This window comes from Kitasatospora sp. NPDC101235 (genome assembly GCF_044767505.1).
Taxonomy (GTDB): domain Bacteria; phylum Actinomycetota; class Actinomycetes; order Streptomycetales; family Streptomycetaceae; genus Kitasatospora.
The window spans coordinates 25,918-40,855 of the sequence record NZ_JBIWNZ010000048.1; the positions used below are offsets into that span (position 1 = coordinate 25,918).

Annotated in this window: 13 protein-coding genes and 2 pseudogenes; 7 read left to right on the forward strand and 8 right to left on the reverse strand. The window is 68.9% G+C overall.

The window, feature by feature from the left end:
* Positions 1 to 107: 107 nt before the first annotated feature.
* On the forward strand, positions 108 to 827 hold the full coding sequence (locus tag ACIRRH_RS40850) for a hypothetical protein (RefSeq protein ID WP_403078119.1): 720 nt from the start codon (positions 108 to 110) through the stop codon (positions 825 to 827).
* 64 nt (positions 828 to 891) lie between these two features.
* Entirely contained in the window at positions 892 to 1,809 is a 918-nt protein-coding gene (locus tag ACIRRH_RS40855; protein ID WP_403078122.1) for an alpha/beta hydrolase, read from the forward strand.
* A gap of 20 nt (positions 1,810 to 1,829) precedes the next feature.
* Here the strand turns inward: ACIRRH_RS40855 and ACIRRH_RS40860 are convergent, their stop codons facing one another.
* The 3 genes from ACIRRH_RS40860 to ACIRRH_RS40870 form a co-directional block, all read right to left on the reverse strand.
* The gene (locus ACIRRH_RS40860) at positions 1,830 to 2,450 is read right to left on the reverse strand and encodes a CGNR zinc finger domain-containing protein (protein WP_403078125.1); all 621 of its coding nucleotides are present in this window, start codon (positions 2,448 to 2,450) and stop codon (positions 1,830 to 1,832) included.
* Between the two features lie 151 nt (positions 2,451 to 2,601).
* Positions 2,602 to 3,312, reverse strand: coding sequence for a flavin reductase family protein (locus ACIRRH_RS40865; protein WP_403078127.1), 711 nt, complete (start codon positions 3,310 to 3,312; stop codon positions 2,602 to 2,604).
* Positions 3,313 to 3,332: 20 nt separating this feature from the next.
* On the reverse strand, positions 3,333 to 4,175 hold the full coding sequence (locus ACIRRH_RS40870; protein WP_403078129.1) for an MBL fold metallo-hydrolase: 843 nt from the start codon (positions 4,173 to 4,175) through the stop codon (positions 3,333 to 3,335).
* Positions 4,176 to 4,352: 177 nt separating this feature from the next.
* Here ACIRRH_RS40870 and ACIRRH_RS40875 point away from each other — a divergent pair, with 177 nt between their 5' ends.
* Both ACIRRH_RS40875 and ACIRRH_RS40880 read left to right on the forward strand, forming a co-directional pair.
* Positions 4,353 to 4,805 (forward strand): nuclear transport factor 2 family protein, encoded by a 453-nt coding sequence (locus ACIRRH_RS40875; RefSeq protein WP_403078132.1) that lies wholly within the window; start codon positions 4,353 to 4,355, stop codon positions 4,803 to 4,805.
* Between the two features lie 1,410 nt (positions 4,806 to 6,215).
* A complete protein-coding gene (locus ACIRRH_RS40880; protein WP_403078147.1) occupies positions 6,216 to 6,803 on the forward strand; it encodes a Shedu immune nuclease family protein in 588 nt (195 codons plus the stop codon).
* Positions 6,804 to 7,180: 377 nt separating this feature from the next.
* Here the strand turns inward: ACIRRH_RS40880 and ACIRRH_RS40885 are convergent.
* Positions 7,181 to 7,324 (reverse strand): annotated as a pseudogene (locus tag ACIRRH_RS40885) (exodeoxyribonuclease III); the annotation flags it as partial.
* Positions 7,325 to 7,452: 128 nt separating this feature from the next.
* Here ACIRRH_RS40885 and ACIRRH_RS40890 point away from each other — a divergent pair.
* The gene (locus ACIRRH_RS40890) at positions 7,453 to 8,973 is read left to right on the forward strand and encodes a recombinase family protein (RefSeq protein ID WP_403078135.1); all 1,521 of its coding nucleotides are present in this window, start codon (positions 7,453 to 7,455) and stop codon (positions 8,971 to 8,973) included.
* A gap of 394 nt (positions 8,974 to 9,367) precedes the next feature.
* On the opposite strand, the gene ACIRRH_RS40895 is transcribed toward ACIRRH_RS40890, so the two are convergent.
* From ACIRRH_RS40895 to ACIRRH_RS40905, 3 genes are all read right to left on the reverse strand, one after another.
* A complete protein-coding gene (locus ACIRRH_RS40895; protein ID WP_403078138.1) occupies positions 9,368 to 10,003 on the reverse strand; it encodes a hypothetical protein in 636 nt (211 codons plus the stop codon).
* A gap of 129 nt (positions 10,004 to 10,132) precedes the next feature.
* A complete protein-coding gene (locus ACIRRH_RS40900) occupies positions 10,133 to 12,202 on the reverse strand; it encodes a hypothetical protein (RefSeq protein ID WP_403078141.1) in 2,070 nt (689 codons plus the stop codon).
* On the reverse strand, positions 12,199 to 12,633 hold the full coding sequence (locus tag ACIRRH_RS40905) for a hypothetical protein (RefSeq protein WP_380631246.1): 435 nt from the start codon (positions 12,631 to 12,633) through the stop codon (positions 12,199 to 12,201). Before ACIRRH_RS40905 ends, ACIRRH_RS40900 begins: the two co-directional genes overlap by 4 nt.
* A gap of 470 nt (positions 12,634 to 13,103) precedes the next feature.
* Between ACIRRH_RS40905 and ACIRRH_RS40910 the strand changes: the two genes are divergently transcribed.
* A complete protein-coding gene (locus ACIRRH_RS40910) occupies positions 13,104 to 13,550 on the forward strand; it encodes a hypothetical protein (RefSeq protein ID WP_403078144.1) in 447 nt (148 codons plus the stop codon).
* A gap of 152 nt (positions 13,551 to 13,702) precedes the next feature.
* On the opposite strand, the pseudogene ACIRRH_RS40915 reads toward ACIRRH_RS40910, so the two are convergent.
* A pseudogene (locus ACIRRH_RS40915) lies at positions 13,703 to 13,846 on the reverse strand (exodeoxyribonuclease III); the annotation flags it as partial.
* Positions 13,847 to 13,943: 97 nt separating this feature from the next.
* Between ACIRRH_RS40915 and ACIRRH_RS40920 the strand changes: the two are divergent.
* On the forward strand, positions 13,944 to 14,834 hold the full coding sequence (locus ACIRRH_RS40920) for a recombinase family protein (protein WP_403078150.1): 891 nt from the start codon (positions 13,944 to 13,946) through the stop codon (positions 14,832 to 14,834).
* The last annotated feature ends 104 nt before the right edge of the window (positions 14,835 to 14,938 follow it).

A 14,938-nucleotide genomic window follows, 5' to 3' on the forward strand; every position in this document is an offset into this window, starting at 1 on the left:
CCGCCGTACGAACCCGCGGCGGACTTCCTTGACAGTATCAAGACGACCGGTCATATTGAAGTGAGTGAATGGCCGCAGACGCCTCACCGAAGCCAGGAGGACTACAGATGAAGACACTGCTCGACGAGGTGCTCGAAGCCCACGGCGGGATGGACCGCTGGCGACGGTTCAGCTCCGTCCGCGCGACGATCGTCAGTGGCGGCGACCTGTTCGCGATCAAGGGACTTCCGCAGGACCCGACGCCCCGGGAGATGACGGTGCGGCTGCACGAGGAGCACGCCTCGGTCGCCCCGTTCGGGGCCCCCGACCAGCGGACCGACTTCACCCCCGACCGCATCGCGATCGAGCGGACCGACGGCACCGTGGTCGCCGAGCGCGTACACCCGCGCAAGGCCTTCGACGGACACGTCCTCGGAACCCCGTGGGACGCACTGGACCGGGCGTACTTCAACGGCTACGCCCTGTGGACCTACCTGACCACCCCGTTCCTGCTCGCGATGCCCGGCGTGGACGTCGAGGAGATCCGGCCCTGGCACGAGGACGGCGAACAGTGGCGCGTACTGCGCGCGACCTTCCCCGCCGCCCTCGCCGGCCACAGCACCGTCCAGGACTTCTACTTCGGCCCGGACCGGCTGCTGCGCCGCAACGACTACCGCGTCGACATCGCCGGCGGCTTCCCCGCCGCCCACTACGTCCACGACATCGTCGAGGCCGACGGCATCCTGGTGCCCACCCGGCGCCGCGCCTACAACCGCGACGCCGACCTGCGTCCCGTCCCCGGCCAGGTCATGGTCGCCATCGACCTCGGCGACATCCACTTCACCTGATTCCGGCGCCCGCCGCCGACTCCCATCAGGGCCGAAGCCCGACAATCCCAAGGAGACGATTTCCATGGTTGAACGCACGGACGTCGAGTTCGTGGCCGACGCGGGGGTGACGCTGCGCGGCCGGCTGTACCTGCCGGACGGGCCGGGCCCCCACCCGGCGATCACGATGGCCCACGGCTACGCCGGGGTCAAGGAACACGGCCTGGAACCGTTCGCGCGCGCCTTCGCCGAGAACGGGTTCGCCGTGCTGGTCCACGACCACCGCGGCTTCGGGGCCAGCGACGGCCTGCCGCGTCAGGACGTCGACCCCTGGCGGCAGATCGCCGACTGGCGGCGGGCCATCTCCTACCTGGAGAGCCGGCCCGAGGTCGACCCCGGCCGCATCGGCCTGTGGGGCACCAGCTACGCCGGCGGCCATGCCATTGTGCTGGGCGCGACCGACCGCCGACTGCGCGCCGTGGTCGCCCAGGTGCCGACGATCAGCGGCTACGAGCAGGGCCTGCGCCGCATCGCCCCGGAGGCCGTCGCCGCCCTGGAGGAGGCCTTCGACGAGGACGAGCGGGCCCAGCTGCGCGGCGAGGCTCCGCGCACCCAGGCCGTCGTCAGCGGCGACCCGGCCGTGGTGGCGTCCTACCGGACGCAGGAGGCCATCGACTTCTATCTCCAGCCCCTGCCCGACGGCGCGTGGGAGAACCGGGTCACCGTCCGCTCCACCCGCGCGGCCCGGATGTACGAGCCCGGCACCTGGATCGCCCGGGTCTCCCCGACGCCGCTGCTGATGGTGGTCGCCCTCGCCGACACCGTCACCGTGACCGACCTTGCCCTCGCGGCCTACGAACGCGCGCTGGAACCCAAGCGGCTGCAGCTGATTGCCGGCGGCCACTTCGCGCCCTACACCGCGCGGTTCGAGCAGTCGAGCGGTGCGGCGCTGGCCTGGTTCCGGGAACACCTCGGGCGGACCGGGGAGCTGGGCACGCCGTGACCGGGACGCGGCGTCCGGGGTCAGGCCCCGGACGCCGCGGTGTCACGCCTGCGCGCGCGGTGCGCGCGCAGGTTCGCGGCGTTGCCGCAGGTTCGCACGTCGTGCCAGACGCCGCTGTTGTTGCGCGAGCGGTCGTAGAAGGCGACCGCGCACCGGGGGTTGCGGCACACTTTCAGGCGCCGGTCGTCACCACTGTTCTGGGCCTGCCACAGCGTCAGGAGCAGCGTGGCGACCAGGAAACCCGCGCCGCCGCCGCGCGGCTCCAGACGCACCGTGCCGGTGGCGTCGAGTTCCAGCGCGGCCTGTGCAGTCTCCACGACGGGGGATCCGGCGTCCCCGCTCGGCTCCGGCGCTCCGTCGGCCGGCTCGGTCAGGGCGTCGCGCAGTGCCGTGCGCAGGTCGCGGAGCCGGGTCAGGTCCTCCTCGTGGAGGCGCGGCCTCGGGCCGGGCTGCTGTGTCGTGGCCGCCCAGGCGGCCAGCGCCGAGTTCGCCCAGGCCTGCGCGGAGTCGGTGTCCGCCAGCAGGTCGGGCTTGCGGGGCCGGCCGGCCGGGAGGGTGTTGAGCAGGTCCTGGACCAGGCCGAGCGCGCCGGGAGCCGGCGCGAGCTCGTACCGGCCGGTCGCCTGCCACGTGGCGTCCATGGAACCCATCGCCTTCCTGTCCCGGGACGGCGACGACCGCCCCCTGCACATCGAACAACCGATCCTAGACGGTCCTTCCCGAGGGCCTTCCGGCTCCCGCCCGGGCAGGCGTGCTGCCCTGCCCGGGCGGGCCGGCCGTGCTCCGCCGGGTTCACTCCCGGATCGCTCCGGAGGCGGACCAGCCCGGTCCGTCGACCGCCGAGTACTCCTCCCCGTGGCGATCGATCCGCCGCATCCGCCGCGCGGCCCGCTCGGCCATGACCTCGTCGGTGAGCGGCGGAACGAAGGCGTTGTCGACCACGGTGTACTCCGCCGCCAGGCGGCCCACGGGGGCGAGCGCGCCGAAGTCGATCCGCCCGTTGACATAGATGTCGTCGCGGACGTGGAAGCTCACGACCTCTCCCCACACCACATGGTGCAGTCCGTCCGGGGCGGAGAAGATCGTGTCGACCTTGCACTCCAGGGCGATCGGCGCGCCCTTGACCCGGGGCGGGGCGACCAGCGCGGACGGCTCCTTCTCGACCCCCACCGCGTCGAACTCGTCGACGTCCGGCTCGAACTCGATGGCGCTGCGGTGCAGCGGCACGATCTGCGGGAGGGTCGCCAGGTTGGTGACGAACTCCCCGGTGTCACGGATGTTCAGGAAGCTGTCCTTGAGCGACAGCCCGTCCGACTTGGGCTGGATGGACAGCGAGACCTTCGGGGGCTTGCGCCCCACGCAGGTGAAGAACGAGACGGGGGCGAGGTTGCCGACGCCGGCCGCCGACTGGGTGCTGATCCAGGCGATGGGGCGCGGGATGATGCTGCCGATCAGCAGCTTGTACGCCGCTTTCGCGTCGAGCGTGCGCGAGTCGATGTCCATGGGTACTCTCCCTTTCCGTCTCAGGCGCCGAGCAGGCCGACGGCGCCGTACCAGACCGGCCCCGGATTGAGGCGGTCGGGGTGGAGCCGCAGCAGCTCCTGGTAGAAGTCGCCTGCGGTCGGCTTCTGCTCCAGCAGGCGGATCACGTCCCGCAGGTACTCCCGGGTACTGGCGATCGTCGCGGGGTCGTCCGGCAGCGCCGCGTTCTTGTGGCCGGCGACCACGTGGCGGGGGTCGAGTGCCTCGATGACGTCGAGCGCCTCCAGCCAGGACTCAAGCCCGCCGTCCCCGCCCTCCAGGAGGTACTGGTGGACGCCGTTGTAGACGGCGTCGCCCGCGATCACGAGGCCGATCGACGGCACGTGCAGCACCGAGGTGCGGTCGGTGTCGGTGTGGCCGACGTCGACGGCCCGCAGCAGCTCGCCCTCCAGCAGGAACCCTTCGTCGGGCACCGGCTCGGCGAGCACGGGGGAGGGCGGGACCCGGCCGGGGAAGTCGACGTCCCACATGGCGGCCCGCCCCTCGGTGGCCTGCTGGTGCATGACCTCGATCGTGCCCGGCGTCGCGTAGACCCGGGCGTCCGGGAAGCCGGGGAGCAGCGCGGCGGTGCCGAACCAGTGGTCGCCGTGGCCGTGGGTGGCGAAGACGTACCGGACCTTCTTGCCCGAGGCGGCCACCCAGTCACGCACCTGCGCGATCTGGGAGTCCAGGAACGGCGGGTCGACCAGCACCGCCTCCTCCCGCCCGTGCACCAGGACGGTGGAGACGGGCGAGGAGACGAGCGGATCGCCGTTGGGGAGGGTCTTTCCGGCGCGCTCCGCGCCGGGTGTGACCAGCACGTCGTAACCGAGGTGGGAAGCCATGGGGCTGTTCCTCCGTCCGGGTAGCGGGAGAGTTGCGGACTGAAACAACCATACATCTGACACCTCTGTCTTAAGCAACACCTGGTGCTGAGATTTGTTGTGTGCGTAAGATGCAAGCACGGTTTGATTGGTACTCGCCGCTGCGAAAGCAGGGGCGGGCCGTCAGGAGGCTGCGAGATGGGTGGATCGACGGAGAGGCCGGGCGGGAACACGGCGCCCGGGGTGGAGGGCGGCGCGTGGACCCGGGCGTTCGCCGCCGGGACGGAGGACGCCTTCGCCGGTGCCTTCGCCCCCGACGTGGTCCTGGAGGGACCCACGCTGAACCGCCCGGTCCGGGGGCGGGAGGAGGTCGCGCTGATCATGGGAACGGCGAGCAGGGTCTACGAGTCGCTGGTCTTCACGCACGAGGCGCACCACGGCGACCGCACCTACGTGGAGTGGGAGGCGACGGCCCTGGGCGGGACCGTGCTGTCGGGCTCGACCGTCCTCGTGCGCGACCAGGAGGGGCGGATCGTCAAGGCGGTCGTCCAGCACCGGCCCCTGTCGGGCCTGCTCGCCTTCTCCGCCGAAATGGGACGGCTGCTCAAGGGGCAGGTCGACGACGACCTGTTCCACCGGCCGGCGGACTGAAACCCGGCACAGCCGGGAGGCGCCCGGCGTCCCGGGCCCGCCGCCGAGCGGGAGCGGCCACTATGAACCGGCCGATGCTCTCGTTGTACGGGGTGCCTACGGCTCCCCGGGGCACGGTGAAGCGATCGCGAGAGGTTGGGCTCGGGCGTGAGTGGAGACCTGGTGGTCACCGGCCGGGTCGACGACCTGACCATCAGAGCGGTGAGAAGGTAGTCGGCGGGCGTCTCGGTGATCCGCACTGTGGCGGCCGAGACCGCGAGCATCATCTCCAGCGGGTAGCCGGAGCGCCAGTCGTTGAGGCCCAGCGCCAGCAGCTGCTCGCGGCAGGCGGCCCGCATCGGACCGAGGTCGTGCGGCGGGGTGCCGGGCCGTGGCCGCCGGGCGAGGACGGCATTGGCGAGGCGCGCGTGCAGCTGCCAGGCGTCGGCGGCGGTCGAGGGCCAGGTCGGTCGTGCCGGCCGTCACCGGCCCGGTGACCAGGGGGAGTTGGGAGGGATCCAACGAGCCGTCGCAGCCCATGGAACAGACCAGTACGGCGGTGGCGCGCAGCCCGGCGTGGCAGGCGGCGCCGAACCCGCGCCGGGGCTCCTCGACCACGGTCGCGACGGGCGAGCTCGGCGCTTGCCCTTCTCCCTGGCCAGGTCCACCGCATACGTCCACCGACCATGCGCAGTATCGGTGGCCAGCCGCGGACACCACGAACCCAGCTGCTTCCCGCTGCTCCTGTCCTTGCACCCGCACCGCCGATACACCCGACCGCGTTTGGGCCGCTGCGCCATGGGCCCCTCCTTGAAACAAGTGGTGATAGCAGGTCCAGAGTTGCGGGAGTGGTGGGTGTGGCGGCAGGGTGCGCGGGGCGGAGCGTGGAGCGCGGCAAGATCGACTGGTCGGGACATGCGCCGGCGATGCGCCGCGGAGGTGATCACGCTGTGCGGACGGCGGGTGGGACAGCTTGATCGCGCAGCAGCGGCCTGCACAGGGTCGCTGCTGGGAAGAGTGGCCGAAGGCCTGGGAGAAGGCGGTCTGCCGCCCCGCCGTGGGTTGTTGGGCCCGCACAACCCGGAGCCCGCGCGGAGCGATGGCTCCGAGTCTCGGACCGTTCCCCGGAACACGCCACGGCGAGCGCCGAGAATCTAGGTGAGACCGAAGGGAACAGATGGGTTCGGGATTTGCGGCGACCATTATCTGGCTGGCCTTCGGTCCGGGTCGGATTGATTCCACTAAGCGATGCTGGGCCCCTGTCCGGTAATTTCTGGGCGATCTGAGGGACTTGCTGGATCCACGGTCGGAGTGGCGCTGCCCTGAAGACATGACCGTCGCCCGGACCCTCCGTCAACCCCCTGACCTGGGGAGCTCCAGCGGTTCGAGCAGCTCCTCACCGATCCGGACTACTTCCAACAGGCGGAGAATCTGGCCACGACACGCGGGGCGCAGGCGGTCTGGCAGGCCTTCTTCGAGGAGAACCAGTGGATCTTCGGTTACGGCCTCAACCTCATCGCCTGTGAATCCATCGACGACGGCAAGCTGGAACGCATCACCACAGGCGCCAGTATTTTCGGCGGGGCCGGCAAGCGCATCGACGCCATCATGCGTTCCAAGGGCCTGATCAGCAGCATGCTCTTCTGCGAGATCAAGACCCACGAGACGGAACTACTCGGCAAGACCCCGTACCGATCGGGCGTCTATCAGGCATCGAAGGAGCTGGGCGGGGGTGTGGCCCAGGTGCAAAAGACCGCCAACAAGGCCCAACAGCTCATCGCCCGTGAGTTCCTCGATCGCATCTACGAGGACGACGGCACCCCGATCGATGTCGGGCTGTCCACCACCCGCCCCCGGCAGGTCGTGGTGATCGGGAGCCTGCAGGAGTTCATCCAGAACGGTGCTGTGAACCCGGAGAAGCTCAGTTCCTTCGAGCTGTACCGGACCTCCATCCAGGACGTCGAGATCATCACCTTCGACGAGCTCTACCAGTGGGCGTGCTTCGTCGCGGACCGCTGAGTCTGGTCGACGTCAGCGCATCGGGGCAAGCTCAGCCCCCAGGTGGCAGACCGTCAGCATCACGCTGGCCTGTCACCTGGAGGCGGGTCTGTCTGAAAGGCACTGACACACCCCACACTGGTGAGTGGCCGGCTGGGCCTCAACTAAGGCGTCAATCGACTTCCCCGAGTCATCACCTGTGCCGCGAGGCGACTCCCGCCAGACTGCCTTGGTTTTTACAAACCGAGACGTTTCCAGAACATCAGCCGGCTGTCAGTCAGGGAAGCGGGTCGCCGCATAGTGCAGTTGCAGTGCCAGTAGCAGCCCCAATCGTTGCTCCGGTAGGGCGTGCGACGAACCGCAGCAGTTCAAGCCAGCTTCCCGAATTCGGTTCAGCGCTAGAGGAGTTGGTCGATGTCGAAGACGGCTGTCACCGGTGCGTGGTCGCTCCAGCGTTCGGCATGGGAGGCGGGGCGTTCGACGTAGGCCTCGATGGCGGTGTCCGCGAGTTTCTGACTGACCATCAGATAGTCAATCCTCCAGCGGATGGACGCCTTTTCTAAAAGAGTCCACTCGTTCGAGTGTGGGCTGTTCGAGGGTGTCTGCTGGCCTGGGCGGTAGGGGACCTCCTGTGAGCATCATGACGGCTTCGGCACCGGTTCGGGCAGTGGTGGGTTCGCGTGTCTCGGACACGCACGGCAACGAGGGCAAGGTCTCGCACCTGGTACAGGCGGAGTCCGCGACCCGGCACGCGGTCTCGAAGGAATGGGAGATCGTCGGGTCCTTCGAGGACCTGGACGTCTCTGCCCAGATCACGCCGTGGGAGCGTCCTGACCTGGGGCCGTGGCTCACTGATCGCCAGAGCGAGTGGGACGCGATGGTGTGGGCCAAGGTGGACCGGGCGTTCCGGTCGGCCAAGGACTGCGCGGACGTGGCGCACTGGGCGGAGGAGAACCACAAGGTTCTGGTCTTCACCGACGACGGCATCACCCTCGACTACCGGGAGGGCCGCGAGTCGTCGTTCGGGAACGAGCTGGCCAAGACCTTCCTGATGCTGGCGTCGATCTTCGCGGAGATGGAGCTCAAGCGGATCAAGGCCCGCGTCACGGCCGCGTACAAGCACCTGCGCAAGACGGACCGCTGGGCCGGCGGGCAGCCGCCGTACGGGTACCGGATCGTCGACCGCCCCGGTGGTGGCCGAACGCTGGAACCGGACCCGGTCACCTCCGAGGCCGTCCGGTACATGGGCAAGCTCCTCCTGGAAGGCCAGAGCCAGTGGATGATCGCCACGGCCCTGGAAGCCGCTGGCTTCGACACACCGTCGATGCACGCGTACAAGAACCAGGGCGACACCTACACGAGCAAGCGCAAGACCGCGCCGTCGAACCACTGGAACCCGACCAGCGCGGGGAAGATCCTTCGCTCGCCGGCGACGATGGGCCTGAAGCTGACCGGCCGCTCCGTGAAGACGCGCAAGATCGCCCGGGACGCCAAGGGTCTGCCGATCCGGATGGCCAAGCCGCTGTTCACGGAGGAGGAGTGGGCCGTGGTCCAGACCGCGATGGACGAGCGCGCGGTCACGAAGGAGCGCTCGAACGGCGCCTCGCCCTGGCTGGGCGTTGCGCACTGTGACCGCTGCGGCGACCGGTTCTACCGGCAGGTGAACCTCGCCAAGAGCGGAAAGATCTACGAGTACTACCGGTGTGCGAAGACGGCCGGCAAACCCGCCTGCAAGGGCCAGTCCATCAAGGGCGAGCGCGTCACCGCGGCGATCACCGCCCTGGTGGAGCGGTTGGCCGACCTGGCGATGACGGTGCGCAGGTTCATCCCCGGTGAGGACCACACCGAGCAGCTCAACCACGTCACCGTGGCGATGAAGGACTTGCGCGAGGAGAAGCGTCGCAACCTGTTCGACTACCCCGGCGGCGACGACGAGTACTCCGAAGCCCTCGAGACCCTGGTCGACGAACGACGCCGCCTCGCAGCCCTCCCACAACGCCCCTCCGCGTGGATCGATGTGGAGACCGGGCAGACCTTCGCCGACGCCTGGGCCAAGGCTGGCCAAGAGCACTGCCGCCAACTCCTCCTCGGCCTCAAAGCCCGCCTCTACATGACCCCCACCATCGAAGGCTGTTACTTGCCCAAGGAGCTCGTGGCCAGGATCGGGCAGCACGAACGGATCTGCGTGTAGGCGAGTGGGGCGCGGAGGTGGCGGTTTCCGGGGTTGAGCAAGCTCAGCGGTCAGTACAACTAGGTACGTGCGAGCCTGCCGGGCTCCCTTGGCTCGGCCAAGGGAGCCCGCCACTACCGTCCGGTGGACCTGGGCGCTCGCTGTGTCGTGTTCGTGGTCGCAGGGGTGTCGGCATCGGTCGGGCGTTGGTGACCGGACAGCAGGTAGGGCAGTTCGTCGGGGTGCTGTGCGAGCCGGGTACGGCGCCAAGCCGCATCGAACGACACGTTTCCCCGCAGAGCGCGTACCAGGCGCCAGGCCCGCCAACTGGTGCGTGGTGCCAGCAGGACACGCAGGATGGTTGTGCCCGTCGACGGGTCTTTGCCGCGCCGTCGGAGGCGTTGCCCGGGCCGGTTCACGTTTCACCGTCCGGAGCCGGTGCCGCATGACCGTTCAGGAGTGCGCGGGCCTTCGCGGCGTGCTGGGGGCGGTTGGCGTGGTCCATGCCGCCGGCCACGAAGGAGTACAGCACCTGTTTCTGTGACAGGTGCGGGAAGCTGGCGAGGAAGTCGCGCACTACCTCCAGCACTTCGTGGTCGAGTGTCCGCTCGTGGGCGGGCCGGTACTGCGCGAAGACGGCTGAGAGCTTCTCGGCCTCGCTGTGCGGCGGTTTGCTCCAGTCGGCGCGGTCCTGGTCGGCCCACCGTGCGAGGACGGCCGCCGGGTCGGCCAGCTCCGCCGCCAGCGCTTGTGTTCTCTGGCGGCGCAGGATGTCAGCCACGGCCTGGGCCCGCTGGGCTTCAAGCAGTGCTCCGACGGCGCTCTGGTCGGCGGCGGACAGACACAGGTCGAGGGTCGCGGTGAATTCGACCGGCGGTTCGGTCGCCAGTCGGCGGCGTTGGCGCAGGTGCTGCTCCAAGGCGTCCTGGGCTGCCCCGGGGTCGGTGGGGTCACACGTGCGGGAGAGGTCGGCGGCCGCCTTTCGCAGGAGGGTGCGGACCGCGACGATGATCGCTTCGCTGGTGTCCGGGTAGGGCGGGTTGGTGATCACGGTCGCGGTGATCCGGGTAGTGAAGCCGATACCCGGACAGGAGCTCGGCAGCCTCGCCTCGATCCGCCGCAGTTCGCGGCGGATTCTTCGGCGTGCCCGGTGCACTGTCCACCAGGACGAGGGCACGGCTCAGGCCTCCGTGTGCGGGTGGCCGCCGTCGAGGGCTGCCGCCAGGGCCGGGGGGAGCCTGATCTCCTTGCGCAGGCTGATGACCGCCTCGTCGTTGGGCACTCCCGGCTCGCCGAAGATGAGGGCAGCGACCGGGGTGGAGTACAGGTGCTGCACGACGACGTCCTGCAGCACCTCGACGACGATGTCCGGCGGGACCAGCCCGGCGCCTTTGGCCTGGGCCCAGGCGGTGAGCAGGTGCTTGCTCTCGGCGACCACCCGGTCGTCGGCCAAGGCGGCGCTCCAGCCACGGACCAGGGCCTCCTTCACACCGGTATCGTTCTGGGCTGAGGTCAGCAAGGCCTGCAGGACGCGGGTATCGGTGGTGGGGTCCAAGAGGGCGAGGAAGGCCCGGTGGCCGGCGAGGTGCTTGCGTTCGGTGGCCCACTTGAGGACTGTGGCCCACACCCGGGGCAGGTGCCCTTCTCGCGTGGCGATGTCCCGCAGCGCCTCCTGCGCTGTGGCCGCGGCCTCGTCCTTCTCGGGCCGGTTTAGAACGTGCCGAAGCCGCACGAGTGCCTGGCGCGGGTACTGGTCCGCGAAGGCGCCCTGGCAGACCTTGGCGATGGTGGTGGCCACGGCTGGTGAGGGTTCCTGCGCCCAGGCGAGCAGGCGCGCTCGCACGGTCGCGCCGAGCGGGTCGGATTCGGCGGCGATGCCGAGGATGCGTGCGATCAGGTCGCGGTGTTCGGTGCTGTCGGGTCCGGAGTCGATCCAGGTGTGGAACCGGTCGATGACACGGATGTCGTTCTCCGCGGTGGCCAGGGCTACGAGCAGGTCGCTGATGGCGGCGATCCGGTCGGCGCCGGGCTGCTTGGGCTGGATTATGGCATCGAGCCACTCCAGCAGGTGGGGATGAATGTCGGCGCGTTGCTGCCACAGGTGCAGGACGACGGAGAGGGTGTATCCGGGCCGATAGTCGAAGGAGACGGTCCGCCCGCGGACCTGGGCCCCGACGCTTTCCAGTCGCGCTCTCAGGTCAGGGCCAGTCAGAATGGTCCGCACGTCAGTCTTCCGGTTGTCCTTCAGGAGGGCGCGGGCCGCGTCCTGGACCGAGAGGGCGTCGTGCCCGTCGAGGAAGACGCCGGCGATGAGCAGGGCTCGGTCGTCCGGGTTGTCATCGGTCGTCTCGAAGACTTTCTGGACCTGGTGGCGCCACTGCAGGAAGGTGTCGATGGCCGTGCGCACGCCTGCGGGCGAGTCGTCGGCCGTAGCCAGCAGGCGTGCCAGGCGGGCGGCGTCGGCCGGAGAGCTGCCAGCGGTCAGCAGGTGGGTTGCCTCGCCCGCCGGCGAGCTGTTGAGCAGGTGCAGGCGCTCCGCCTTGCGGTGCAGGAGCTCCAAGTGCTTCCTGGCCACAGTGAGGGCGGGCGGGCGGGTGATGGCGTGGGTGACAACCGCTGCCAGTCCCGGGGAGGACTCGGGCCATGTGTGCTCAGCGGTGACGACGACCAGGAACGACCCCACGTCGCGCAACGCCTGCGCATGGGCGAGCAACTGCCCGGCCACTGTCTGGCGGTTCCTCCATCCGCTCATCTCGGCGGCGACGTCCAGCAAGTAGACGGTGCCGGGCTGGGCTGGCAGAAGGGTGGCGTCCGGGGAGTCCGGGTCTTCCCAGTCGGGGCTGACCTCCTGTATGGCCAGCGGCTCTTCGCCGTCGACGCGGACTTTCTGGGCGACCTCCCACAGGGCACGCAGACCGACGGAGCGCTTCCCCAGACCGGCTACGCCGTCGATGACCGCGAGCGCGGGCCCTTCGCCGGTGAGCCGGGCGACGAGCTCGGCCACGACGGGCTGGCCGGAACCCGTCAGTACACCGTCGACCCATGCCAGGCGCACAGCGTCGAGATCGGCAGCCGGGACGTCGGCCGCGGGCAGGAGTGGCTTGGCCGTCATGGTGACCGAGCCGCCCGCCACGATGATCTGGGAGCCGGTGTTGCCGCGAACCGACACTCGCAAGCCGGCCGCTTCGACGGGCCAGAGTACGGTCGCCGGTCCCTGCGCCGTGTCGTCGGTGGGTGTGTGGTTGTTCACCGGCCCGACTCCGGGGACCGGTAGTGGATGCCGCCGCCGGCGTTGATGGCACCAGAGGCGATCACGACCTGGCTGTTGGTGTTGTGGTGCACGCTCGTGCGGGCTTGCGGACCGCCCTCGGCGGCCGCCACTTGGTCGATCAGCTCCTGGAGGGCCTCGGCCGCGTCCGGGCGCTTGAGCAGACGGGCAGCGAGCTGGATCGTCAGCTGCCCCCGCAGCCGCCCCTCCAGGCCCTCCTGGCCCTGGCCCTCCAGCAGTTGGCGACGCACCTCGTCGATGAGCCGCAGCTCCTGCTCGACGACCTCGTCAGCACCCTCTGCCTCCCCACTGCCTCTGCCGAAGAACCGGGCCACCGCGTCGCGGGCAGTGCCCCAGGTGCTCTTGGCCATCTCCACCACAAGCGCGGCCGCGCCCGCATCAGCGACCTGCATGATGTCCATCAAATCCCCCCAAGCTAAATTCTCGCCCCACAGGAAAATGCAGTCACTCCCGTGGCTCGTGCGCTGATCAAGGCTGGACCCTGACCCTAGAGTCCCGCAATCGAACTCATCTTCCAGCATGCATAGTGGACAATCGCCTCCCCATCCTCACACGGCGGCGACGGGCAAGGAAGCGCACCCCAGGTGCCATGGAAGAGGAGTGGCGGCGCTGGTCAGCGGTGTCAGGGGAGCCTGCGATGGAGACATTCCCTCTGCTGTGAAGTCAGCTCGCGATTGTCCGAAAATCCCTGTGATAGCGGACCCGCTCATTCCCAAAATGCCGGGGCGCCACACGGAGAGCTGCGAGGAACGGTGGGGGGAGAGAGACTGAGAGTCACTCATCAGAACGGTGCTCGAACGGTGATTCGCCCTGGCTGGGCGTGCCGCACTGCGATCGCTGCGGGGATCGGTTCTACCGGCAGGTGAACCTCGCCAAGAACGGCAAGATCTACGAGTACTACCGGTGCGCGAAGACGGCCGGCAAGCCCGCCTGCAAGGGCCAGCCGGTCAAGGGGGAGCGGGTCACCGCCGCGATCACCGGCCTGGTGGAGCGGTTGGCCGGGCTGGCGATGACGGTGCGCAGGTTCATCCCCGGTGAGGACCACACCGAGCAGCTCAACCACGTCACCGTGGCGATGAAGGACTTGCGCGAGGAGAAGCGTCGCAACCTGTTCGACTACCCCGGCGGCGACGACGAGTACTCCGAAGCCCTCGAGACCCTGGTCGACGAACGACGCCGCCTCGCAGCCCTCCCACAACGCCCCTCCGCCTGGGTCGAGGTCGAGACCGGACAGACCTTCGCCGACGCCTGGACCCAAGCTGACCAGGAACACCGCCGCCAACTCCTCTTCGGCGATTCTACAAACTGAGTCGTTTCCGGAAGATCAACTGACTTCCACTTAGGACGCGGTGGTCGCCCGTGCAGTCCGCGCGCAGGGCAATGGCAGCTGCGATCGTCACTCTGCGCAGGTCGCGCGACGACCGCAGCGGCCGAAGCCGATGCATCGAACTTCGCTAAGCGCTAGAGGAGTTGGTCGATATCGAAGACGGCGGTAACCGGCGCGTGGTCGCTCCAGCGCTCGGCATGGGAGGCCGGTCGCTCGACATAGGCCTCGACGGCGGTGTCCGCAAGCTTCTGACTAGCCGTCAGATAGTCGATTCGCCAGCGGATAGACGCCTTTTCGAAAAAGGTCCACCCGTTCGAGCGCAGCCTGTTCGAGGGTGTCTGCTGGCCTTGGAGGTAGGGGATCCCCGTGAGCATCATGACGGTTTCGGCGCTGGTTCGAGCAGTGGTGGGTTCGCGTGTCTCGGACACGCACGGCGATGCGGGCAAGGTGTCGCATCTGGTGCAGGCGGAGTCAGCGACCCGGCATGCGGTCTTGAAGGAGTGGGAGATCGTCGGGTCGTTCGAGGACCTGGACGTGTCGGCGGAGGTCACACCGTGGAAGCGTCCTGACCTGGGTCCGTGGCTGACAGAGCGGCAGGGCGAGTGGGACGCGATGGTGTGGGCCAAGGTGGACCGGGCGTTCCGGTCGGCGAAGGATTGCGCGGATGTCGCCCACTGGGCGGAGGAGAACCACAAGGTTCTGGTGTTCACCGACGACGGGATCACTCTGGACTACCGGGAGGGGAGGGAGTCGTCGTTCGGGAACGAGTTGGCGAAGGTGTTCCTGATGCTGGCGTCGATCTTCGCGGAGATGGAGCTCAAGCGGATCAAGGCTCGCGTTACGGCGGCGCACAAGCACCTGCGCAAGACCGACCGGTGGGCGGGTGGCCAGCCGCCGTACGGGTACCGGATCGTGGACCGGCCGGGCGGTGGTCGGACGCTGGAGCCGGATCCGGTCACCTCCGAGGCCGTCCGGTACATGGGCAAGCTTCTCCTGGCGGGGCAGAGCCAGTGGATGATCGCCACCGCCCTGGAGGCAGCCGGCTTCGACACCCCGGCCACCCACGCGTACAAGAACCAGGGCGACAGCTACACGAGCAAGCGAAAGACTGCTCCGTCGAACCACTGGAACCCCACCAGTGTGGGCAAGATCCTGCGCTCGCCGGCGACGATGGGTTTGAAGCTGACCGGTCGCTTCGTGAAGGCGCGCAAGATCGCTCGGGACGCGAAGGGTCTGTCTTCACCCACAAGGCGTCGATGTAGATGATCGGCCAGACTGAAGTTCCACCCTGCGGTTGGACAGCCCGATACTGGGACGGATGGTCCCGGAGGAAGCAGTCCAGGTAGTGAGTGGCAAGAGCAACATGAGCA

Bases quoted from the DNA above. Each gene is read 5' to 3' on its own strand.
- ACIRRH_RS40860 (WP_403078125.1), bottom strand. From the start codon at position 2,450: ATGGACGCCACGTGGCAGGCGACCGGCCGGTACGAGCTCGCGCCGGCT.
- ACIRRH_RS40850 (WP_403078119.1), top strand. From the start codon at position 108: ATGAAGACACTGCTCGACGAGGTGCTCGAAGCCCACGGCGGGATGGAC.
- ACIRRH_RS40920 (WP_403078150.1), top strand. From the start codon at position 13,944: ATGACGGTTTCGGCGCTGGTTCGAGCAGTGGTGGGTTCGCGTGTCTCG.
- ACIRRH_RS40875 (WP_403078132.1), top strand. From the start codon at position 4,353: ATGGGTGGATCGACGGAGAGGCCGGGCGGGAACACGGCGCCCGGGGTG.
- ACIRRH_RS40905 (WP_380631246.1), bottom strand. From the start codon at position 12,633: ATGCAGGTCGCTGATGCGGGCGCGGCCGCGCTTGTGGTGGAGATGGCC.
- ACIRRH_RS40865 (WP_403078127.1), bottom strand. From the start codon at position 3,312: ATGGACATCGACTCGCGCACGCTCGACGCGAAAGCGGCGTACAAGCTG.
- ACIRRH_RS40870 (WP_403078129.1), bottom strand. From the start codon at position 4,175: ATGGCTTCCCACCTCGGTTACGACGTGCTGGTCACACCCGGCGCGGAG.
- ACIRRH_RS40855 (WP_403078122.1), top strand. From the start codon at position 892: ATGGTTGAACGCACGGACGTCGAGTTCGTGGCCGACGCGGGGGTGACG.